We start from the raw sequence: 21,380 nt of genomic DNA on the forward strand, positions 1-21,380 counted from the left end.
AGTGTACTGCGCAGCCACCTGACCTAATGAGGGAGACGTAGTAAAACCCTCAACAAGGGTCCCGATATTAAGACCAGATTTAAGCAAACCAACAACAGACACAAGTTCACCTTCAACTGAACGCAAGTGCTCCACATCGAACTTAAACATAATCCAACCCCACTACATTCATAACTACCTGCAACGAATACTCGGACCCCCGGCAATTATCTCCCACATCAATCGCCAGATGAGAAGCGCTTAATTCATACCCACCAGGTAAACCCCGATTAATGGATACGCAACCCATATTTTCCGCAAGATTCCCCCCGACTAGAATTTCGTAAAATGTTCCCTTTTCGCTCGCGCCGAAAATATCAGTCTTCTCTCGATACTTTCCATCATAAATTGTCCAAATAAATGACTCATCTAGAATACCTCCCCCTCCAGACCTTCCCTCGCCAACCACCCCGCAAGAAACGACACCCAAATCAACTGGAGTTGCATCGTGATCAACGTTCCTCAGCTCAAGTTCATTCATTCTCACCAGCACCTCCCCCGTGCACAGGTCCGGCATCTCCGCCCATTCCGGCATCAGCGCTCGGTCCCCGAGGGGCTCCAGCTCCACCGGGTCACCGACGAAGCGCTGCGATTCATAGACCAGTTTTCCCAGAGGATCACCAGGAGCGGTCTCAAACCAGATCCCCTTGTGTCCCTCAGGTTGGATCATCCTGCCATCGTCTGTGATCTCTGCCGGGAGGACCGGCCGCGCATCACCATCCCCATCCCCATCGCCGACGCCGCCTTCATCGTCGTCAACTCCGCCGGTGTCATCGGAAGCGACGGCGGTAGATTCACCGCTTCCATCCCCCGATACCCCGGATTCCTCCCCACCGGCACCGGAACATGCCGTCACCAGAAAGAACAGAACGACAACGACCAGCACCGCCGGCACCGCCAACAGTCGCAGCGAGCCGTCGTCCCCACGCCTCGACAATTCATCTCTCGGTAGCCCCACAGGCCCCACCCTTCATCGCCGTCCCACCCAGGGGGCAGCATGATCACGTCACCACCAGGCGACCTCGTCCCGACCACGAGACCGCGTCCCCACGACCCCGCCCCCGACCCCGATATGGTTCAGGTCACAAAAGAGTAACCCACCTTCAGCTCCCTTGTCCACGACTTTCCCGAATCCAGACACCCGAACCCCCGGCGTCCACTGCCCTCTCGCCAGCGTCGACACTCCCGGCTTAACACATGCCAAACTCAGCGATAGCGTCCGCAAAAACATCGTCCGGAATGCCGTGCCAGTCTCCGTCCAGCAACCGGACCTCGCTGCGTGGGACGTGGCGTCCTATGAACTCCGCGAACTCCTGGAGCTGGGGCGGGCTGGCCGCACTCCCCACCGCCAGTACAGGGACGTCCACCCGCAGCAGCGCATCCGGGGTCAGCAACTCGGTCACCCGCAGGTCGACAGGAATCGTCCACGCGTACGGCGCACAGGCATCGACAAAGTCCGCCATCTCGCCCACAACCTCCTCCGGCATCCCCTGGAACGCCAGGAACGAGCGGACAGCCTCGCTATCCCTCCCCTCCACGACCAGGGAATTGCACCGTGCGATGAACTCACCGACATCGTCGAGGTTCGACGGTGGCTCCATCACCTCCAGAGCGCTCATCGACACACCCTCACTGGCAGCCAGCACACCAATCGAACCGCCGGAGGACAACCCGAACACCACCGGTGCAACCCCAGGTGAGGCTGCATCAATGACCGCGGCGAGATCCTCCACCTCAGTCTGCGGGTCGATCATGGCCTCACTCCCCAGACCACCCCTCAGTTCACGCCCGAGATCGCCCCCGGAATCCCCCTTCCCCCGACGGTCGTAACGGATCACCGTGAAGCTCGACGCCAGCTCCTCGGCCAGAGAACTGTTCGGGCTGAGCGTGCGGTCCACCATGACCGGGTCGATGACCACCAGACAGGGCCCATCCCCGGCTGCCGACCAGGCTATCTGCGTGCCGTCCCGGGACACCGCGGTGCCGGACATGACCTCACCGCCGCTCGTCCACCGGAGTGCCCAACACCGACAGCGCCGTCGCCAGGCCGGAGTAGTTGGTCACCAACATCACCAGAGCCACACACTCCTTGTCGGACAGCAGCCCCGACAGCTTTGCCCAGGTCTCGTCGTCCACCGCTCCGGTCAACACGATCTGGTCGGCGACGTCCAGCATCGCCCCGCGGCGTCCCAGCTGACCGTGGTCCTCCTCAAACATGGCGTCGATCTGCTCGGCAGACAACCCCTCCGACGCCCCGATCGCCCGGTGGTGCGCCTCCTCGTACGCCGACTCCTTACGGAAAGCCACCCGCAGGATCACCAGCTCGGTCTCCTGACGTGACAGGTAACCGAAGGGCATCATCGTCGCCGAGTAGACCAGCCACGCCTTGAACAGGCGTTTCGCCCGACCGATGGTGGCGAACACCCCCAGCGTGTGCGTCCCCTGCACCTTCGCCCCCACCTTGACGATCAGATTGTTGATCACCCCCAGCTCGCGGATACCGGGGCGTTTCTGCCCGGGGCGCTGCACCCGGGTCGTCGGACCGTCACTGGACTGCGAGCGAGATGTATTCATACCCGAACACTACATAAAGCCCGCGACGGACACGTGCGAAACCGCACACCGTGGAAGTCGCGGCGTCCTGCTTCCGTGGCGCCCGCCCAGCGACCTGGCCCCCACTTCCAGGTCCAGCCCCCTACCTACCCCTACTTCTTGGTCTGGTCGACCTCGTCCTCACGCAGGGTCAGCACCTCGACACCGTCCTCGGTGACGACCATGGTGTGCTCGAACTGGGCGGACCACTTGCCGTCACGGTTCTGCACGGTCCAGTCGTCGTCCCAGATATCGTAGGCCAGCTCACCCAGGTTCAGCATCGGCTCGATGGTCAGGGTCAGGCCCGGCTCCATCACCGTGTTGTAGGACGGCTCATCGTGGTGCACGATGATCATCCCGTTGTGGAACGTCGGCCCCACCCCGTGGCCGGTGAAGTCACGCACCACGTTGTAGCCGAAACGCTTGGCGTAGCTCTCGATGACCCGGCCGATCACGTTGATCTCACGGCCCGGCTTCACCGCCTTGATTCCCCGCCACATCGCGGCGTACGTCCGCTCCACCAGCAGCTTGTGCTCCTCGGCGACGTTGCCGGCCAACCAGGTGGCGTTGGTGTCGCCGTGCACGCCGTTCTTGTAGGCGGTGACGTCGATGTTCACGATGTCACCGTCCTGCACCACCGTGGTGTCCGGGATGCCGTGGCATACGATCTCGTTGAGGCTGATGCACGACGCCTTCGGGAAGTGCCGGTAGCCCAGGCAGGACGGGTACGCCCCTTGGTCGCACATGTACTCGTGCGCGATCCGGTCCAGCTCATCGGTGGTCACACCGGGTGCCACCGCGGCACCGGCAGCCGACAGCGCACCGGCGGCGATGGCCGAGGCCTCACGCATCGCCTCGACGACCTCCGGGGTCTGCACCCACGGCTCACCGACGTTCTCCTGGACGGAGTCCTTCCACACGTACTCCGGACGCTCGATCTGCTTCGGGACGGTACGGACGGGGGTCGGCTTGCCGGGGGTCAACAGTGCTCTGCTCGTGGTGCTCATGAGGACCCAGCCTACTCCCCGTCGATGTTGGCGAAGAACCGGTCCGTCACCGCCACCGCATGCTCCGATCCACCGCCGCGCACGATCATCGTCGCGAACGCCAGATCGTCCCGGTAGCCCATGAACCAGGAGTGCGAACCGTCGTTGATCTCGGCCTCACCGGTCTTGCCGTAGACCTCGCCGCGTCCGGCGATCGCGGAACCGGACCCGTTGGCGACCACCGCGCGCATCATGTCGCGCAGGTTGCGCAGCATCGTCGGGTCCAGCTCCTCACCGGCCTCGGCACGGTTGCCGTCGGAGTCGAGGGTGTGGACGTCGTCGGTGTCGATCAACGACGGCACCGGGGTGCGCCCGTTGGCCACGGACGCGGCGACCAGGGCCATGCCGAAAGGGCTGGCCAGGTCGAGGCCCTGGCCGTAGCCGGCCTCGGTGCGGTCCAGCATGATCTCGCCCTCCGGCACCTGGCCGGTGATGGTGGTCAGCCCTGGGATGTCGTAGTCCCGGCCCAGTCCGAACTGCTTGGCCTCGTCCTGCAGCTGCCCGGGCTCCAGGTCGGTCGAGATCCTGGCGAAGGTCGTGTTGCAGGACCTCGCGAACGCCTCACGCATGGACGTGTCGCCCAGCGAGAAGGTGTTGTAGTTGGTCACGATGCGTCCGCCGATGTCCTGGGTCGCCGGGCAACCGACGATCGAATCGGCGGTGAGGTCCTCGTTGTCGATCCCGGCGGCCGCGGTGATCACCTTGAATGTCGAGCCGGGCGGGTACTGGCCGGTCAAGGCTACATCGCCCTGCTTGTCCGCCTCGGGGGTCTGCGCGACCCCCAGGATCTCCCCGGTGGACGGGCGCATGACCACCATCATGGTCTCCTGCTCACTGCGGGTATCCACCGCCTTCTGGGCGGCCTCCTGCACCCGACGCGACAGGCTGACCTGCACCGCTGCCGCCGGATCCGGGTCAGTACGGTCCAGGGTGGAGACCACACCGCCATTCGGGTTCACCGCGGAGACCTCCCAGCCAGGCTCGCCCTCCAGCTCCGGGCCGACCAGCCCGGTGACCCGCGACATGATGTCGGGGGCGAAGCCGGGGTCCGGACGCACCAGCGTGGGCTCCTCGTTGAGCCGCACGCCCTCGATCGCTTCCAGCTGGTCCTTCACACGCTCGCCGAGCTGTCCGGGGATCATGGTCACCGAGAAATCCCCGTCGATGTCCTTGGCCTCGGTGGCCTTGTCGTTCACGTCGATGGTGGGCATCGCCTTCTCCGCCTGGTGGGCGCTGTCGAGGATCCGGCCGATGCGTCCCAACGCCCCCTGCACCCCACCCTCGGCACGCACGGCCTCGGTGTCCATCAGCACCCGCCAGGTGGTGCCGGGTGTGGCCAGCACCGCACCGTCGGAACCGACGATGTCGGCGATCTGCGGTTCGATCCGGCGCAGCTCCAGGTGCTGGTCGCTTCCCAGGTCAGGGTGCAGGACGGCCGGACGCCACCGCACCGTCCACTCCCCGCCCGTCTTCGTCGCCGTCAGGCTGGAGGAGTAGTTCATCTCCCGCTCGCCGGGGAGCGTCCAGGTCATGTCGTAGTCGGCGGTGGCGACGTTGTCGTCGGTGCGCACGCCGGTGACCTCGGCGTCCAGCCCCTCGGCCTGCAGGCCGTCCCAGGACTCCTGGATCGCGCTCTCGGCGGTGCCGGCGTCGTCGGTGTAGGACGCCGCGCTGTCGAAACTTCCCTCTGCCAGGGCGGACAGGAAATCGCCGACGACATCGTCGGCGGTGTCCGGACGCGGCGTGCAGGCCACCGCGAGGACCGTCGCGAAACTCATGACGGTCGCGACGATGGTGCGCACGGGGTTGCGCAGGGGGAATGTCTGGGCCATGGACTGACGGTAGCAGCGTCAGCAGCATGGATCCGGAACAGACACGGCCCCAGTCCCCTGCTCAGAACAGGTGCTGAGTCAGACCGGTCAGAACAGTCTCAGTGGATTCACCACGTCGGCGACGATCACCGTGACACCGAAGACCAGAAGGATCGCGGTCGCCACGTAGGTCAATGGCATGAGCTTGACGTAGTCCACCGGGCCGCCGGGCTCCAGGCCACGCTTGCGGCGGATCCAGTCGCGGATCTTCTCCCACACCACGACGATGGCGTGGCCACCGTCCAGCGGCGGCAGCGGCACCATGTTGAACACCGCCAGGAAGAAGTTCAGGTTCGCCAGCAGCAGCAGGAAGCTCATCCACTGCTCCTGCTCCACCAGCTGACCACCGGCGTGGGACGCTCCGACGACACTCACCGGGCTGTCCATCTGCCGCTCACCACCGAAGATGGACTGCACCACCGGCCAGTAGCGCTCCGGCAGATCCAGCAGCGCGTTGACGGTCTCCTTGCCGATGAACCAGGTGAAGTCGGCCGTGCCGCCGATGGCGGTGACCGGGTTGTAGTCCACCATCTCCTGCTCCGGGACCCGGACACTCACACCGATCGCACCGGTGGGGCCGTCCTCCCGCTCCACCACGGCGACCTGCAGGTCCAGGTCGACGCTGCGTCCGTCGCGCTCCACCGTCGCCGGGACGGTGGTGGTGCCGCCGACCTCGGTGCCGGCGTCCGCGGCGTCCGCACCGGCGGACTGCACCGCGGCGATGACATCGGGGAACTCCACGATGTCCTGGCCGTCCACCATGGTGAAACGGTCACCGACCTGCACGCCGGACGCCGCGGCGGCGCCCTCACCGGAGCAGTTCGGGTTCTCCTCGGTCGCGTTCTCGGCGTCCTCCAGGCTCACCGGGGAACACACCAGCTCCGCGGCGACCGGCTCGAGCTTCTGCTCGGCGGTCGACGGCAGCCCGAAGCTGATCGCGACGGAGAAGATGATCAGCACACCCAGGATCAGGTTGACCAGGATGCCGGCGAACATGACGAACAACCGCTGCCACGCCGGGCGGTCGATCATCAGGTACGGCTCTTCCTCCTCCGTCCACGGGTCGTTGACCGTCATACCCGCGATGTCGCAGAAGCCGCCGAGCGGGATGGCCTTCAACCCGTATTCGGTGTGACCACGGGTGGTGGACCATACCGTGGGCCCGAAGCCGATGAAGTAACGGCGCACCCGCATGCCGCAGGCACGCGCCGCCATCATGTGACCAGCCTCGTGCAGGGCGATGGTCACGCCGATGCCGAGGGCGAAGAGAAGTACGCCTATCCAGAAATCCACCCGGACATCCTCTCATGCGCCGCGGTCCGGGCTGCACGCTCGGCGGCAAGAACGTCCTCGATGGAATCCGGTGCCGCGGTGAACTGGGCGCAGTCCTGCAGCACAGCGTCAATGGTGTCGACGATCCGGGGGAAGCTCAGGGTGCCGTTGAGGAACTCCACGGCGGCCTCCTCATTCGCCGCATTGTAGACCGCGGGCATGCAGCCACCAGCGGTGACGGCCTGACGGGCCAGACGCACCGCCGGGAACACCTCCTCGTCCAGGGGCTCGAAGTCCCAGGTGTGGGACTGTCCGAAATCCACCGGGTGATGCACACCGGCGACCCGCCGCGGCCAGCCCAACGCATGACTGATCGGCAGCTTCCACGATGGCGGGGACGCCTGGGCGATCGTCGACCCGTCGGTGAAGGTCACCATCGAATGCACCACCAGCTGCGGGTGCACGGTCACCGTGATCCGCTCGGCCGGGACGTCGAACAACAATGACGCCTCGATGAGCTCCAGCCCCTTGTTCACCATCGACGAGTTGTTCAGTGCCTTCATCTGCCCCATCGACCACGTCGGGTGGTTCGCCGCCGCCAGCGGGGTGACCTCGGCGAGCTGGTCACGCGTATAACCGCGGAACGGGCCGCCGGACGCCGTGAGCACCAGCTCCGCGACCTCCTCGTGGGTGCCGGACCGCAGACACTGCGCCATCGCCGAATGCTCCGAATCCACCGGCACCAGCTGGCCCGGATCCGCGGTGTCCAGCACCAGCTGGCCGCCGGCGACCAGCGACTCCTTGTTCGCCAGAGCCAACCGCGCCGGACCCTGCAGGGTCGCCAGCGTGGCGTCCAACCCCAACGAACCCACCAGGGCGTTGAGGACGACGTCGTGCGTGCCCAACTCCGTCCGCTCCACCAGACGGCGAGCCGAGTCGGTGCCGCGGATGACATGGCCGTCCACCTCGGCGTCGACGATGTCCGCGGTGCGCGGGCTGGAGACGGCGACCTGGTCGCCGGACAGGCCGAACCGGCGAATCTGCTCCAGCAGCACATCCGGCTTCGACCCGTGGGCCGAGACGCCGACCAGCTCGAAGATGTCCGGATTGTCCTCGATGATCTCCAGGGCCTGGGCCCCGATCGACCCCGTACTCCCAAGAACTACTACGCGTTTCTTCACCCCACCCATTGTTCCACAACGGGTCGGTGACCCCTCGTCGGTCCGCCCGGTGATCTGCCCTGTGAGCCCTCCCTTGATCCAGGGGTGCACATCCGGGGGAACCGTAGAGTGTGCCGAAGTTCACCCGCGGGGACGGATATGCAAGAATAGATGCCAGCAACCGGCAGATGACCACTGCCGACCGAGAGCAGGAGGATCACGAAGTGTCCGGACATGGTAACCACGGTACGAAGGTGGAAGTTCACAACGGCGTCTCCACCGAGGACGAGCCGTCCGCCGCATGGGGCTGGCACCAGTTCCCGCGGAAGACCACCATCGTCATCGGTGTGCTGGGCGGCCTGTCCCTCTTCGGCATGTTCTTCGGTAACCACCACGGCCGTGTCGAGGACATCTGGCTGGGTGTCCTCGGTGCACTGACCCTGATCGGCGTCTTCTTCTACGCCCGGATCTCCCGCCCGGGCCGCGTGCTGCCGGAGCCGCGCAAGACCGTCACCGCGCACAACAAGCCGCTGGGTCACCAGGAGCCGAACTGGGTCGACGACCAGAACAACCTCACCGGCGTCTACGCCGAGCTGACCACCGAGGACCTGCGCGCCTGGAACCTGCCGGGCGAGGGTGTCGACGGCCCGAAGGAGATCGCCACCCCGAAGCACGGTCTGGCCCACTAGTCGGACAGCGCGCGTCGGCCGCGGTTCCCGCTGCCCCGCCCCGTACTACTCGGTCTCGACCCCGACTCCCCTTTCCGGGAGGCGGGGTCGTTTTCTTTTCTCGCCCGGACTGTCCTGGCGGTGGTGACTGTCCTGTCTGTGGTGACGGCCAGGATTCACCTGCCGCTGCCGCGGCCTGGTCCCCCACGAACCACGGCCTGATCCCCCACGAGAAAATCGATCACACCTCCCCCGTTTTCCGCAGAGCATCTGCACGTCGCTGACCTGCAGGTCTCATTATGTGGAAATCGCGCGAGGTACTAAAAGTGACGCACACAGCCGAGCGGGCCGGTGGCACCGCCGAGCAGGCCGGTGGCACCGCCGAGCAGGCCGGTGGCACAGCCGGACAGGTCGGTGGCACGGCCGGGCGGAATGCCAGCCGGACGACCGGAGGAGCCTAGTTCTCCTCGGCGGCGAGCTGGCCACAGGCCGCGGCGATCTCCTCGCCGCGGGTGTCACGCACCGTGCACGCCACGCCCTGGGCGATGACCCGGCGGACGAACTCGTCCTGTACCGGCTTCGGCGAGGCGTCCCACTTCGAACCCGGCGTGGGGTTCAGCGGGATGAGGTTCACGTGCACCTGGTTGCCCAGGGCCCCGCGCAACTTCTTACCGAGCAGGTCGGCGCGCCACGGGTGATCGTTGATATCGCGGATCAGGGCGTACTCGATGGAGACGCGGCGTCCGGACGCATCGGCGTAGTACCGGGCGGCGTCGAGGACCTCGTCGATCGACCAGCGGTTGTTCACCGGGACCAGGGTGTCGCGGAGCTCATCGTCCGGGCAGTGCAGGCTGACGGCCAGGCGCATGTGCATGCCTTCGTCGGCGAGCCGGCGGATCGCCGGGGCCAGGCCCACGGTCGAGACGGTGATGTTGCGCGCCGAGATGCCGAAGCCACCCGGGGCCGGGGAGGTGATCCGCTTGATGGCGGACACCACGCGCTTGTAGTTCGCCAGCGGCTCACCCATGCCCATGAAGACGATATTGGACAGGCGTCCTTCGCCACCCTCGACCTCGCCGTCGCGCATGGCCTTCGCCGCGGCGCGGACCTGCTCGACGATCTCGCCGGTGGACAGGTTGCGGTCCAGTCCGCCCTGGCCGGTGGCGCAGAACGGGCAGGCCATGCCGCAGCCGGCCTGGGAGGAGATGCAGAGCGTCGACCGGTCCGGGTAGCGCATCAGCACCGACTCCAGCAGGGTGCCGTCGTGCAGCTTCCAGAGGGTCTTGCGGGTCTGCCCCTCGTCACAGGAGACGTGGCGGATCGGGTCCATCAACGTGGGGAACAGGGCGTCCTTCACGGTGGGACGCAATGCTTCCGGCAGGTCGGTCATCGCCGAGGGATCACCCTCGAGACGGCCGTAGTACTGGTTGTTGATCTGCTTGGCACGGAAGGCCGGCAGCCCGGCCTCCTTGACGGCATCGGTGACCGCCTCGTCGGTGAGGTCGGCGAGGTGGGTCGGCGGCATGCCACGGGTGGGGGCCTTGAACTGCAGTTGGACCGGCTGGGACGTACTAGTCATAAGACCGCCATTATGGCACGTCGGGGCTGGTTCTGGCACATCGTGACGCTGGTCAGGTGCCACATGAGACGAAGGTTACGCCTAAACTTGGGAGGCATGACGAGAAACTCACAGGATGGCACCCGACCCGAGGGTGCCAGGCAGGCTGGCGATGAGACCGCTGCCGAGGCTGGCACCGAGACTGGCACCGAGGCAGGCGCAGCGGGCAGCGGCGCACGTGGCGCCGAGAACAGCATGTCCACCAGCTCCGCCGATGACACCGACTGGGTCGCCGAGACCAGCCAGTTCCCACCGGTCAGCACGTCGAATGCCGACGCCACCGACATCGCCGACGCTGCCGCCACCGGTGATGCCGCAGGCAGCACGGAGCTCGAGACCCTCCCCGAGTCGGTGGAGATACCCGCTGCTGAGGATGCGTCGGCTCAGTCGACCTCGTCCCAGAACCACTCGGTGAACGGCTCCAGGGCAGGCACCACCTGGGTGGCCCTCATTATCGGCGCGATGGTTCTGGTGCTGCTGCTGCTGTTCATCCTGCAGAACCTGGACTCCGTGCGGCTCCAGATGTTCGTCTGGGAGTGGAACTTCCCCATCGGTGTCGGCATGCTCATCGCCGCCATCGGTGGTGCCCTGGTGATGGCCTGCGTCGGCGGGGTGCGCATGATCCAGCTGCGCCACCAGATCAGCCACCCCGACCGCAAGAAGAAGTCAAAGAAGAAGTCCCGGCGCAAGCGGTAGACACACCGCCGGGCCGGGACCGGTATGGACGTACTGGGGTTCAGGACGCTCCGGGCTCCAGGACCGAGCGGGACCGGTCAGGACGCCCCGACGGCGGTCAGCACGATCCAGGTGAGCATCGCCGCGGGCAGCATGCCGTCCAGCCGGTCCATCAGCCCACCGTGGGCCGGGATCATCTGGGACATGTCCTTGATGCCCAGGTCACGCTTGAACTGCGACTCGACCAGGTCCCCCAGGGTCGCGCACAGTGCGAGCCCGATACCCAGGCCGATACCCAGCAGGTAGTGCACCGGGTCGGTGAGCTTGAGCAGGAAAAGCACGCAGAGCACGCCGACGATCGCCGCGCCGGTGACCGAACCGACGAAACCCTCCCAGGACTTCTTCGGGCTGATCGCCGGGACCATCGGGTGGCTGCCGAAGAACACCCCGGCGGCGAAACCGCCGACGTCCGAAGCCACCACGCACAGCATGAAGGTGATGATGAACGCCCAACCGTTGACATCATCCAGGCTCAGCATCGCCAGATTGGCACCGAAGGCACCGCACAGCGGGATCCACACCAGGATGAACACGGAGATCCCGGCGTCACGCAACCAGTACTCCGGGGCTTTCTCCCGCCCGTTGTGGAACAGCCGGACAACCACCGAGACCACGGCGGACAGCGCGAAGGCGGAGAGGATGCCCACCGCCCCGAATGGCCAACCCAGCCAAATCATCGCCTGGCCACCGACCAGCAGGAGCGGCAGGTTGAGCTCGTAGCCCTTCTCCTGCAGTCGCTTCCAGACCTCACCGGTGGCCAGTGCCATCGCCACGGCGATGACGGCGTACCAGACGTAGAACGGGAGGATCAGCGCGACGACGACGATCGCACCGAGGCCGACGCCGGAGGCGATGGCGACGGGGAGGTTGCGTCCCGCGGAGTTCTTGGGCTGCGGGAGCCGGAGATGCTCACCGTGGTCGCTCGACCTTTTCTCTGCGTTCACGTCGCCTGTTCTTCTACTGTCCTGTCGAGGGAGGTCCACTAGACCTCCATCAGTTCCTTTTCCTTGGCGTCGACGACGGCATCGACCTGGCCGACATACTCGGAGGTGACCTTGTCGAGCTCCTTCTCCGCGGCCTTGACCTCGTCTTCGCCGGCGTCGCCGTCCTTCTGGATCTTCGACAGGGCGTCCATGCCCTTGCGGCGGATGTTGCGGATGGCGATCTTGGCGTCCTCGCCCTTGGACTTGGCGACCTTCACCAGCTCCTTACGACGCTCCTCGGTGAGCTGCGGGACGGTGACGCGCAGCACCTGACCGTCGTTGGTCGGGTTCACGCCGAGGTCGGAGTTGCGGATCGCGTTCTCGATCTCGTTCATCACCGACATCTCGTAGGGCTTGATGATCAACATGCGCGGCTCCGGCACGCTGATGGTGGCCATCTGGGTGATCGGTGTACGGACCCCGTAGTACTCGCCGAAGACCCCGTTGAACATGGCGGGGTTTGCGCGGCCGGTGCGGATGGTGGTCAGGTCGTCGCGGACATGGTCCACGGACCGGGTCATGTGCTCCTCGGCATCGAGCAGGGTGTCGTCAATCATCTCAGCGCAGTCCTTTGGTGTGGTCCGTCGGCGTGGTTCGCCGCGGAAACGGTGTTGTCGAGCATTCCTCGCAGACTCAAGGGGTCTCTGCCCGGCACGTCTGTATCCAGAGACAAATCTACCAGCCGTGGCGTCCCACCTCCCCACCACGGCGCACACGGGCGCGCCCCGGCAGCAACCGGGGCGGGGTCAGGACGCGTCGGTCCGGACGAACCGGTCAGGACGCGACGAGCGTCCCGATCTTCTCGCCGCCCACCGCGCGGGCGATGTTGCCCTCGGTCAGCAGGTTGAAGACCAGCATGGGCATGTTGTTGTCCATGCACAGGCTGAAGGCGGTGGCGTCGGCGACCTTCAGGCCACGCTCGATGACCTCCCGGTGGGTGATCTCGGTGAACAGCTCCGCATCCGGGTTGGTGCGCGGGTCGTCACTGTAGACACCGTCGACGCCCTTGGCCATCAGCAGCACCTCGCACCCGATCTCCAGCGCACGCTGGGCGGCGGTGGTGTCGGTGGAGAAGTACGGCATGCCCATGCCGGCACCGAAGATGACCACGCGGCCCTTCTCCAGGTGACGGTCGGCGCGCAGCGGCAGGTAGGGCTCGGCGACCTGCGCCATGTTGATCGAGGTCTGCACGCGGGTGTCGATGCCGTGCTTCTCCAGGAAGTCCTGCAGTGCCAGGCAGTTCATCACCGTGCCGAGCATGCCCATGTAGTCCGAGCGGGCACGGTCCAGGCCACGCTGCTGCAGTTCGGCGCCGCGGAAGAAGTTGCCGCCGCCGATGACCACGGCGATCTCCGCACCCCCGCTGGCGACCTCGGCGATCTGGCGGGCGACGTTCTCGACCACGTCAGGGTCGATACCGACCTTGCCGCCACCGAACATCTCACCACCCAGCTTCAGCATCACGCGCTTGTAACCGGTCGTCTCGCTGGCAGTCACCGTTGTTTCTCCTTGTGGGATCGATAAAGGATAGAGATTTTTGGAAGTGAGGGGCAGGGGGTGGGCTACTCTGACCCGTTCCATCCTGCCAGAAGAACGGGGCAGACAGCAGTGAACCCGCCGTCGGCACGCTGCTGCATGCCGCCGACGGGTTAGCTGGGACAGTTAGCCCTGTCCAACCTCGAAGCGGGCGAACCCGGTCAGGGTGACTCCGGCCTCGTCCATGACGGCCTTGACGGTCTTCTTGGACTCGGTGACGGACGGCTGCTCCAGGAGGCAGGCGTCCTTGAAGTAGCCCTTGAGGCGACCCTCGATGATGTTCGGCAGAGCCTTCTCCGGCTTGCCTTCCTCACGAGCGGTGGCCTCGGCGATCTCGCGCTCCTTGGCGACGATCTCGGCGGGGACGTCCTCGGAGGAGAGGTAGGTGGCCTTCAGCGCGGCAACCTGCATGGCTGCGGCCTTGGCTGCGCCCTCGTCCTCACCGGTGTAGGACACCAGCACACCCACCGACGGGGGCAGGTCGGCGGAACGGTGGTGCAGGTAGACGGCAACCTTGTCGCCGTCGACGGTGATCGCGCGGCGCAGCTGCAGCTTCTCACCGATCTTGGCGGAGAGCTCCTGCAGGGCGGCGTCGGCGGTCTGGCCGTCGAGGTCGGCGTTGGCGAGCTCCTCCTGGCTGTTGGCCTTGGCGGCGGCAGCAGCGGCGGCGACGCGGTTGGCGAACTCGATGAAATCGGAGTTCTTGGCCACGAAGTCGGTCTCGGAGTTGATCTCGATCATGGTGTGGCCGGAGACAGCGATCAGGCCCTCGGCAGCGGTGCGCTCGGCGCGCTTGCCCACGTCCTTGGCACCCTTGATGCGCAGGATCTCGACAGCCTTGTCGAAGTCGCCGGCAGCTTCCTCGAGAGCCTTCTTGCAGTCGAGCATGCCGGAGCCGGTGAGCTCGCGCAGCTTCTTGACTTCAGCGGCGGTGTAGTTCGCCATGTGAGGCGATCCTCCTTCTTTTGGTGGAAGTGAGGTGCCGGGACCTGTTGGGAGGGCCCGGCACCGGGAAGTACAGCCTGTGGGATCAGCCAGTGTCGTGCCTGGCCTACCCGGCAGGTACTACTCGGCGGAGGTCTCCTTGGCGGCGGTCTCCTCGGCGGCGACCTCGCTGGTGGCGATCTCGGCGGCGTTGTCGCCCTGGGCCTCTTCGGCCTTCTCGACAACAGCAGCGACCTCGGCGTCTCCGGCGGTCTCGGCGGCGGCGGCAGCCTGGCGCTCAGCGCGAGCGGCACGGCCAGCCTCGACGGCGGAGGAGATGACGGAGGTCAGGACGGTGGTGGCGCGGATGGCGTCGTCGTTACCCGGGATCGGGAAGTTGACGTCGTCCGGGTCGCAGTTGGTGTCCAGGATGGCGACGACCGGGATGTTGAGCTTCTTGGCCTCGGAGACCGCGATGTGCTCCTTGTTGGTGTCGACGATCCACAGTGCGGACGGAACCTTGTTCATGTCCGCGATGCCGCCCAGGACGCGCTCGAGCTTGTTGCGCTCGCGGGTCAGCATCAGGGTTTCCTTCTTGGTGCGACCGGCGTAGCCGTCCTCGGCAGCCTCCATTGCCTGGAGCTCCTTGAGACGGCGCAGACGCTTCGCAACGGTCTGGAAGTTGGTGAGCATGCCGCCGAGCCAACGGTGGTTGACGTAGGGCATACCGACGCGCTCGGCCTCGGTGGCGATGGCCTCCTGGGCCTGCTTCTTGGTGCCGACGTACAGGACGTTTCCGCCGTGGGCGACGGTCTCCTTGACGAACTCGTAGGCCTCGTCGATGAAGGTCAGAGTCTGCTGCAGGTCGATGATGTAGATGCCGTTACGGTCGGTGAAGATGAAACGCTTCATCTTCGGGTTCCAACGACGGGTCTGGTGACCGAAGTGGACGCCGGCGTCCAGCAGTTCGCGCATGGTGACAACAGCCATGATATTTCAGGGGAGTTCGCGGGATTCACCTTCTCGACACCGGGGCGGTACCGGTCGGTACCTGGTCGGTCTCGAGTCGATTCCGATCTGCGGAATCTGGTGCGCCTCTCCCCTTCCTCGCTTTCAAAAGTTCAGGTTGACGGTTCTTCTTACGGCCGACTTGCCGAGATGTCCTCGATTGATCGGTCGTCCTGGCAGGCATCCTGGGTTGTCCCCGCCCAGTAACCCCGTATCTCTCGTCGAGTTCGGGGACCGTTGACGGACGGGCCACATGTTCGGATCACGCTTTACCTACGCGATGTCAGTGCTGACCACCCGGCACGTGTGATCGACGACTCCTCACCGACGGCGACGCACGAGGCGTGTACCTGCGCTTTCATCGGCGTGGCGGGGCAGTCTCCGGAGAACTGGCTTCGGTGACGGTGACCCCGACCTGAGTGTCGGCACCTGACGGGCAGACATACTGCAGTACGGAACCCTACCGTGCGCAGCGAAGATGCACAACTGGAGCACCCCTGGAGTGTGGACAACTTCGGCACGGGTTTCCCTGCCTCGGAACGGCGTCCTCGGCGTGTCATCCACATTCTGGAGAAGCCCCTGGTGAGGTCGCCCGTCAGTGCCGGAAAATCAGGGTCATGGACCAGAAGAGTTCGAGGGGACGGACGCCGGGAATGCGAGGGGTGCGGGCGGCACGGGCGGCACGGGCAGCACGGGCAGCACGGGCAGCACTGGCGGCGGCGATGACGGCAGCGGTGCTGCTCGACCCGGGCACAGTCTCACCGGGAACCGTCGCGGGCGCCCGCGCCGCTGATGCAGGTCTCATCGCCACAGCGTCCAGCCCGACGGCTGTGCCCCGGACCCATCTGCGCCCGGTCGACGGCGACGTGGTGCGCGCCGCCGACATCCCGGAGGACAACTGGTTGCCCGGTCACCGCGGCGTGGACCTGGATGCCCGGCCCGGCTCACCTGTCCGGGCCAGTGGTGCCGGGACGATCCGGTTCGCCGGAGTGGTCGCCGGCACCCCGGTGGTCTCGATCGACCACGGTGACGCTCTGATCACCACCTATGAGCCGGTACTGGCGGGGGTGTCCCAGGGTGACAGCGTGTCCCGCGGCCAGGTGCTCGGCAGGCTCGCCGATGCCGCGACGCTTCCGGAAACCGCCCGGCGCGAACCCGGACTGTCCTGGGGTGCCCGGCTGGACGACAACTACATCGACCCGATGACGCTGCTCGGTAGCCTGCGCGTCCGGTTGTGGGACTGAGCCGACGCGACGCTCCCCCGCTCCCCGATGGCCTCGGCCCCTAATTTCACTTCCCTGGGAGGCTGGGCGTTTCGGCCAGTCGTTGACCACACCTTCGACGCAGGTCGCCGGACCTTCTCCGCTACTCCTGGGAGCCTGACCTGGGGTGGGCCATCCGGTAGACCGCCCGGAGACGCTCGGCGCCGACATGGGTGTAGATCTGCGTGGTCTGCATCGACGAGTGCCCCAGAAGTTCCTGCACCACCCGCAGGTCCGCCCCGCCTTCCAGTACCGCCGTGGCCGCGGAGTGACGCAGGCCGTGCGGGGAGATCCCGGGCACGCCGGCGTCCCGGGAGGCGGCGTGGACGAGTTCACGCACCCGTCGTTGGTCGATGCGTCCTCCCCGGCGCCCCACGAAGAGAGCGGTGCGTCCGGAGTCGGACCTGTTCGCGGGGGCGCGGAGGAGGTGCCGGACGTCGATCCAGGCGTCGAGGGCGCGCTGGGCGGTCGGCCCGAAGGGCACGACGCGGGTCTTGTCTCCCTTACCGGTCACCCGGAGTTCCCGGTCACCCAGGTCCTGCAGGTCAGCGCCGCACAACTCGGAGACGCGGATCCCGGTGGCGTAGAGCAGTTCGAGCATCGCCCAGTCCCGGACCGCCAGGGCATGGGTCGCAGGGTCAGCCGCCGGGTCGGTTGCAGGGTCAGCCGCAGGGGCTGCTCCAGACTCGGCGTCGGTGTCCGTGCCGGTTTGCGTGCCGTCCCGATCAGCAGTGCCATCCCGGCCACCAGCGGCCGCGGCCCGACGGCGGGCCAACTCCAGCACAGCCTCGGCCTGTTCGCTGTGCAGCACCCGGGGCAGGTTCTTCGACGCTTTCGGTGCCTGCAGCCCGGACACCGGGTTCACCGGCACCTGGCCGGTGTGGCTCAGCCACCCGCCGAACCCCCGCATGCTCGACACCAGCCGGGCGACCGACGACCGGGACGCCCCGGACTCGATCGCCCAGTCCAGCACGTCACGACCCCGCTCCAGGGTGAATTCGTTGACCTTCGTCAACCCCTCGCACGCCGAACGCAGGTCACGACCGTAGGCGCGCACGGTGTTCGCCGAGCGGCCCTTCACCAGTTCCAGGTAGGACAGGTAGCCGTCGATCGCCGACTCCACCGCCGAGTGTGCCTCAGCGTCCGGCGTGGGGGCGCCCGGTGCGGGATCACGTTCCATGGCCTCGAGTCTAGCCCGACGATCACGTCCGGACCTTCACCCACCGCGCCCCGTCGCGGACGGCGAGACCGACGTTTTCGAGCTCGCCGATGATCCGCACCACCTCGGTGACCGGCATCGCCGTCTCCCTGGCGATCTGCTCAGGCTCCCCCTGTGCCGGGCCTGCCCCGGCAGCTGATCCCACTCCGACAGCACCGTCATCGGGCAGACCGCAGCAGTCGTAGACCTTCAGCTGCTGCTGGGTGAGCAGCTGCACCGGGCTCGGCGCGCAGTCCAGGCTGAGCTGACGGTCGGTGTCGACCACGCCCAGGGGTTCGAGGACTTCCCGGACGTCCAACGCCCGGGTGACGAGGATCCCCGCCCCGTCACGGATCCGCTTGTGGCAGCCGATGTACTCCGCCAAGGTCACCGGGCCGGGCAGGACCATCACCGGTTTGACCATCTGGTCGGCCCAGTTGGCGGTGTTCACCGCCCCGGAGCGGTAACCGGCGGCCAGCAGCACCGTGCCTTGGGTCATTGCGGCGACCAGCCGGTTGCGGGTCAGGAACCGGTGCCGGGCCGGACGCTGCAACGGCGGGTACTCCGTCACCACCAGACCCGTGGTCGCCGCCGCGGCGAACAGTCGGGCATTCGCCGTCGGATAGGCCACCCCGGGCCCGTTGGCCATCACCACCGCCGTCGACCCGCCGGTGTCGAGGGCCCCACGGTGGGCTGCGGTGTCGATCCCCAGCGCCCCGCCGGAGACCACCGTGTACCCGGCGGTGGCCAACTCACCGGCCATCTCGTGGGTCACCTCCCGCCCGTACGACGTCGCCGAGCGGGTGCCGACCATCGCGACACTGCGCTGCACCAGGGCGTCCAACGTCCCCTCCCCGGTGGCCCAGAGCGCGAACGGCTGGGCGGCCTGGCCCCGCACCCCGTCGACGGCAACATCACCATCGATCATCATGAAGGCCTCCTCCAGGATCTCGCGCGGCCACTCGGGGTCATCCGGGGTGATCAGTCGCCAGCCGTGGCGTCGGGCCCAGTCATCGTCGACGACCGGGTCCGCCTGGCTGCGTCCCGTCGTCGACTGCAGCACCTGCTGCGGCAGTGCCGGATCCGAGCGACTGATCATCCCCGCGAGACGCTCCACATCCGCCGGCTGTGAGGAATCCCCGTCGGGCCAGAGACAGTCCAGGACCCCCACCGACGAGGCCTCGACCACCCGGCGCAGGTAGATCCACGCCCTGATCCGGCTGCGGTCGCTGTCCCCGTTCATCCCCACGCTGTCTCCCCCGGTCATGCCACGTCCCTTCCAGTCTCCACGGTCCCGGTGAAGAACTCCAGTGAGTCCATCACTTCCGCCACCCCGGGCTGTGCCACCTGGCCCAGATCGGCCAAGGTCCACGCCACCCGCAGCGTACGGTCCACACCCCGCTGCGACACTGCCCCGGCCCGCAGTTTCTCCTGCAGCACCGCCATCGCGGCGTCCTGCGCGGGAAAATCGCGGCGCAGGACGGTGCCCGGCACCGTCGCATTGATGCCGGCGCCGACCACCTGGTCCGACGAGCGCCACCGGTACCGGGAACGGTCCCGGGCGGCATGCACCCGCTCGGCCACCGTCGCACTCGACTCCCCACCATCAGCCCCAGCGCCCCCACTGAGATCGGCGAGCTGGTTGCCGGTGGTGCGCACGCACACGTCCACCCGGTCCAGCAAGGGTCCGGACAGCCGCTGCAGATAACGGTCGCGCACCCCACCCCGGCACCGGCAGTCGCGCACGTCCCCGGCCCCGCACGGACACGGGTTCGAGGCGAACACCAGCTGGAAACGGGCCGGGAACACCACGGTGCCCCGGTGCCGCATCACCTCGATCCGGCCGGTCTCCATCGGCGTGCGCAACAGTTCCAGGGTCCCTGTGGCAACCTCCGGGGCCTCGTCGATGAAGAGCACCCCGTTGTGTGCCAGGCTCACCGCCCCTGGACGTATCCTGCCCGAACCCCCGCCAGTCAAGGCCGCCGGACTGACCGAATGGTGCGGGGCGACGAATGGACGCACCCCTTGCCACACCGCGTCCAGCTGCCCGCGGTTGCCGGCCACCGAATGCACCGCCGCGGTCTCCAACTGCTCATCGTCGTCGAGGCCCGGCATGATCCCGGGCAACCGCTCGGCCAACATGGACTTGCCGGAGCCGGGTGGGCCGGTGAGCCACAGGTGGTGTCCGCCGGCGGCGGCGACCTCGAGACCGCGTCGGGCCTCCTGCTGGCCCAGCACATCGGCGAGGTCACCGGCGACCGGCCGGTTCCCGCCGAGAGGTGCAGTGGAGGTCGTAGTGGAAGCCGTAGTCGAGGTATTAGCGGCCGGTGACCCGACAGCTGCCGAGGGACCAGCGAAGGCGGCCAACTGCGTGGGACGCGCAGCCGTACCGTCCTGCCCGTCGTCCCGGTCCTCCGACAATGCCTGCGGTACCCACCCCTCCCGGATCCACGGCAGCAGCTCCCGCAGGTGTGACAACCCCACCACCTCCACCCCGGCGACACGCTGTGCCTCGGTGACCATCCCCACCGGTACCGCCGCCCGACGACACCCCTGCTGACGCGCCGCCAACACCATCGGCAACACGCCATCGACCGGCCGGACCGTCCCGTCCAACCCCAATTCCCCGATGACCACCAACTCCGCCACCTCGCTGGTGCGTACCCTGCCCTGGGCCACCAGGATCGCCAGCACCATCGGCAGATCGAACCCCGACCCGCTCTTCGGCACCGACGCCGGCGACAGGCTCATCACCACCCGGGACTTCGGCCACTCCAGGCCACTGTTGATCATCGCCGAACGCACCCGGTCACGGGCCTGGACCACCGCGGTGTCCCCCAACCCCACGATGCTCATCCCCGGCAACCCCCGACTGATGTCACACTCCACCAGCACCGGGATCCCACTGATCCCCGACAGTGCGACACCGGTGGCCTGCCCCACCCGCACCGGCGACCGCTCCCCCACGGTGTTCACCACTCGACCCCCTCGTAGTGGGTGATCTCCCCGGCGGTGATGTCCAGGACGTCGAAGCGGACCTGCGGGGCACGATGCTCCGGGTTCTTCTCCAGCCAGCGGGTCGCGGCATGGCGCATCGCATTGAGCTTCGCCACGGTGACCGCCTCCGCCCCAGTGCCGTGGCGATCATCGACCCGCCACTTGACCTCGACGAATACCACGGTGGAGGGAGTCTGGTCGGCCGGGGCGTGCAGGACGATATCGACCTCACCCCGGGCGGTGTAGAAGTTCCGGGCGAGCAGCCGGTAGCCGAGGTCCTCGAAGTAGGCCGCGGCCTCGTCCTCCCCACGGGCCCCGACATCCCGGAGATTGCGTTTACCCTGCGTGTTGTTCTGCGTACTTTTCTGGGTCATACCCCAGAACACTGGCATGGCCAACGCGCGCGCCAGCCGACGACAACGGCATTCGCCCAGGACGGTGTGGATAACCCGACCTGTGTGGATAACCCGG

The 21,380-nt window shown here is 66.8% G+C and carries 20 protein-coding genes and 1 pseudogene; 4 read left to right on the forward strand and 17 right to left on the reverse strand.

Annotation, left to right across the window (positions count from 1 at the left end; genetic code table 11):
• Window positions 1-142: 142 nt before the first annotated feature.
• From ACTXPP_RS11080 to dxr, 7 genes are all read right to left on the reverse strand, one after another.
• Entirely contained in the window at window positions 143-997 is an 855-nt protein-coding gene (locus ACTXPP_RS11080) for a hypothetical protein (RefSeq protein ID WP_443342143.1), read from the reverse strand.
• 232 nt (window positions 998-1,229) lie between these two features.
• Window positions 1,230-2,030, reverse strand: a complete 801-nt coding sequence (locus ACTXPP_RS11085) for an alpha/beta fold hydrolase (protein WP_301525309.1) — start codon at window positions 2,028-2,030, stop codon at window positions 1,230-1,232.
• 4 nt (window positions 2,031-2,034) lie between these two features.
• Window positions 2,035-2,613, reverse strand: coding sequence for a carboxymuconolactone decarboxylase family protein (locus ACTXPP_RS11090; protein WP_301520924.1), 579 nt, complete (start codon window positions 2,611-2,613; stop codon window positions 2,035-2,037).
• 131 nt (window positions 2,614-2,744) lie between these two features.
• Entirely contained in the window at window positions 2,745-3,638 is an 894-nt protein-coding gene (map, locus tag ACTXPP_RS11095; protein ID WP_443342145.1) for a type I methionyl aminopeptidase, read from the reverse strand.
• An 11-nt stretch (window positions 3,639-3,649) separates the two neighbouring features.
• Window positions 3,650-5,509, reverse strand: a complete 1,860-nt coding sequence (locus ACTXPP_RS11100; protein ID WP_301520923.1) for a penicillin-binding transpeptidase domain-containing protein — start codon at window positions 5,507-5,509, stop codon at window positions 3,650-3,652.
• 87 nt (window positions 5,510-5,596) lie between these two features.
• Window positions 5,597-6,841: a M50 family metallopeptidase gene (locus ACTXPP_RS11105; protein WP_301497385.1), complete on the reverse strand. Its 1,245-nt coding sequence runs from the start codon at window positions 6,839-6,841 to the stop codon at window positions 5,597-5,599.
• On the reverse strand, window positions 6,826-8,010 hold the full coding sequence (dxr, locus tag ACTXPP_RS11110; RefSeq protein ID WP_443342147.1) for a 1-deoxy-D-xylulose-5-phosphate reductoisomerase: 1,185 nt from the start codon (window positions 8,008-8,010) through the stop codon (window positions 6,826-6,828). The genes ACTXPP_RS11105 and dxr overlap by 16 nt, the downstream gene beginning before the upstream one ends.
• Before the next feature lie 224 nt (window positions 8,011-8,234).
• On the opposite strand from dxr, the gene ACTXPP_RS11115 reads away from it, so the two are divergent.
• Window positions 8,235-8,669 (forward strand): DUF2631 domain-containing protein, encoded by a 435-nt coding sequence (locus ACTXPP_RS11115; protein ID WP_443342148.1) that lies wholly within the window; start codon window positions 8,235-8,237, stop codon window positions 8,667-8,669.
• Window positions 8,670-8,974: 305 nt separating this feature from the next.
• Window positions 8,975-9,109: a hypothetical protein gene (locus ACTXPP_RS11120; protein WP_443342149.1), complete on the forward strand. Its 135-nt coding sequence runs from the start codon at window positions 8,975-8,977 to the stop codon at window positions 9,107-9,109.
• Here the strand turns inward: ACTXPP_RS11120 and rlmN are convergent.
• Complete coding sequence (gene rlmN, locus ACTXPP_RS11125) at window positions 9,106-10,227, reverse strand: dual-specificity RNA methyltransferase RlmN (protein WP_443342150.1); 1,122 nt, start codon at window positions 10,225-10,227, stop codon at window positions 9,106-9,108. The two genes, ACTXPP_RS11120 and rlmN, sit on opposite strands and share 4 nt — an antisense overlap.
• Window positions 10,228-10,692: 465 nt before the next feature.
• Between rlmN and ACTXPP_RS11130 the strand changes: the two are divergent.
• A pseudogene (locus ACTXPP_RS11130) lies at window positions 10,693-10,962 on the forward strand (lipopolysaccharide assembly protein LapA domain-containing protein); the annotation flags it as partial.
• A gap of 77 nt (window positions 10,963-11,039) precedes the next feature.
• On the opposite strand, the gene ACTXPP_RS11135 reads toward ACTXPP_RS11130, so the two are convergent.
• The 5 genes from ACTXPP_RS11135 to rpsB all read right to left on the reverse strand — a co-directional run bounded on the left by ACTXPP_RS11135 (window position 11,040) and on the right by rpsB (window position 15,434).
• Entirely contained in the window at window positions 11,040-11,945 is a 906-nt protein-coding gene (locus tag ACTXPP_RS11135; RefSeq protein ID WP_443342152.1) for a phosphatidate cytidylyltransferase, read from the reverse strand.
• A gap of 38 nt (window positions 11,946-11,983) precedes the next feature.
• Window positions 11,984-12,541, reverse strand: a complete 558-nt coding sequence (frr, locus tag ACTXPP_RS11140) for a ribosome recycling factor (protein ID WP_301498064.1) — start codon at window positions 12,539-12,541, stop codon at window positions 11,984-11,986.
• 217 nt (window positions 12,542-12,758) lie between these two features.
• Window positions 12,759-13,445, reverse strand: coding sequence for a UMP kinase (gene pyrH, locus ACTXPP_RS11145; RefSeq protein WP_301498068.1), 687 nt, complete (start codon window positions 13,443-13,445; stop codon window positions 12,759-12,761).
• Window positions 13,446-13,646: 201 nt separating this feature from the next.
• Window positions 13,647-14,465 (reverse strand): translation elongation factor Ts, encoded by an 819-nt coding sequence (gene tsf, locus ACTXPP_RS11150; protein WP_301520695.1) that lies wholly within the window; start codon window positions 14,463-14,465, stop codon window positions 13,647-13,649.
• A gap of 120 nt (window positions 14,466-14,585) precedes the next feature.
• Window positions 14,586-15,434, reverse strand: a complete 849-nt coding sequence (gene rpsB, locus ACTXPP_RS11155) for a 30S ribosomal protein S2 (protein WP_301498770.1) — start codon at window positions 15,432-15,434, stop codon at window positions 14,586-14,588.
• 635 nt (window positions 15,435-16,069) lie between these two features.
• Between rpsB and ACTXPP_RS11160 the strand changes: the two genes are divergently transcribed.
• Window positions 16,070-16,696, forward strand: coding sequence for a murein hydrolase activator EnvC family protein (locus ACTXPP_RS11160; RefSeq protein ID WP_443342153.1), 627 nt, complete (start codon window positions 16,070-16,072; stop codon window positions 16,694-16,696).
• Between the two features lie 121 nt (window positions 16,697-16,817).
• On the opposite strand, the gene ACTXPP_RS11165 is transcribed toward ACTXPP_RS11160, so the two are convergent.
• The 4 genes from ACTXPP_RS11165 to ACTXPP_RS11180 are packed head-to-tail and all read right to left on the reverse strand — an operon-like array spanning window position 16,818 to window position 21,283.
• A complete protein-coding gene (locus tag ACTXPP_RS11165) occupies window positions 16,818-17,894 on the reverse strand; it encodes a tyrosine recombinase XerC (RefSeq protein WP_301520693.1) in 1,077 nt (358 codons plus the stop codon).
• A gap of 22 nt (window positions 17,895-17,916) precedes the next feature.
• Window positions 17,917-19,179, reverse strand: a complete 1,263-nt coding sequence (locus ACTXPP_RS11170; protein WP_443342154.1) for a DNA-processing protein DprA — start codon at window positions 19,177-19,179, stop codon at window positions 17,917-17,919.
• Entirely contained in the window at window positions 19,176-20,891 is a 1,716-nt protein-coding gene (locus ACTXPP_RS11175; protein ID WP_443342155.1) for a YifB family Mg chelatase-like AAA ATPase, read from the reverse strand. Before ACTXPP_RS11175 ends, ACTXPP_RS11170 begins: the two co-directional genes overlap by 4 nt.
• Window positions 20,885-21,283 carry a YraN family protein gene (locus tag ACTXPP_RS11180; protein WP_443342157.1) on the reverse strand — a complete coding sequence of 133 codons (399 nt, stop codon included), beginning with the start codon at window positions 21,281-21,283 and terminating at the stop codon, window positions 20,885-20,887. Before ACTXPP_RS11180 ends, ACTXPP_RS11175 begins: the two co-directional genes overlap by 7 nt.
• Window positions 21,284-21,380 lie beyond the last annotated feature (97 nt).

It is taken from the genome of Candidatus Corynebacterium faecigallinarum (assembly GCF_052264515.1).
Lineage (GTDB): Bacteria > Actinomycetota > Actinomycetes > Mycobacteriales > Mycobacteriaceae > Corynebacterium > Corynebacterium faecigallinarum.

What these genes read in the sequence shown, in the direction of transcription:
- frr (WP_301498064.1), bottom strand. Translation starts at nt 12,541, where the DNA reads ATGATTGACGACACCCTGCTCGATGCCGAGGAGCACATGACCCGGTCC.
- ACTXPP_RS11090 (WP_301520924.1), bottom strand. Translation starts at nt 2,613, where the DNA reads ATGAATACATCTCGCTCGCAGTCCAGTGACGGTCCGACGACCCGGGTG.
- ACTXPP_RS11100 (WP_301520923.1), bottom strand. Translation starts at nt 5,509, where the DNA reads ATGGCCCAGACATTCCCCCTGCGCAACCCCGTGCGCACCATCGTCGCG.
- map (WP_443342145.1), bottom strand. Translation starts at nt 3,638, where the DNA reads ATGAGCACCACGAGCAGAGCACTGTTGACCCCCGGCAAGCCGACCCCC.
- rpsB (WP_301498770.1), bottom strand. Translation starts at nt 15,434, where the DNA reads ATGGCTGTTGTCACCATGCGCGAACTGCTGGACGCCGGCGTCCACTTC.
- tsf (WP_301520695.1), bottom strand. Translation starts at nt 14,465, where the DNA reads ATGGCGAACTACACCGCCGCTGAAGTCAAGAAGCTGCGCGAGCTCACC.
- ACTXPP_RS11180 (WP_443342157.1), bottom strand. Translation starts at nt 21,283, where the DNA reads ATGACCCAGAAAAGTACGCAGAACAACACGCAGGGTAAACGCAATCTC.
- rlmN (WP_443342150.1), bottom strand. Translation starts at nt 10,227, where the DNA reads ATGACTAGTACGTCCCAGCCGGTCCAACTGCAGTTCAAGGCCCCCACC.
- ACTXPP_RS11165 (WP_301520693.1), bottom strand. Translation starts at nt 17,894, where the DNA reads ATGGAACGTGATCCCGCACCGGGCGCCCCCACGCCGGACGCTGAGGCA.
- ACTXPP_RS11160 (WP_443342153.1), top strand. Translation starts at nt 16,070, where the DNA reads ATGGACCAGAAGAGTTCGAGGGGACGGACGCCGGGAATGCGAGGGGTG.
- ACTXPP_RS11085 (WP_301525309.1), bottom strand. Translation starts at nt 2,030, where the DNA reads ATGTCCGGCACCGCGGTGTCCCGGGACGGCACGCAGATAGCCTGGTCG.
- ACTXPP_RS11170 (WP_443342154.1), bottom strand. Translation starts at nt 19,179, where the DNA reads ATGACCGGGGGAGACAGCGTGGGGATGAACGGGGACAGCGACCGCAGC.
- pyrH (WP_301498068.1), bottom strand. Translation starts at nt 13,445, where the DNA reads ATGCTGAAGCTGGGTGGTGAGATGTTCGGTGGCGGCAAGGTCGGTATC.
- dxr (WP_443342147.1), bottom strand. Translation starts at nt 8,010, where the DNA reads ATGGGTGGGGTGAAGAAACGCGTAGTAGTTCTTGGGAGTACGGGGTCG.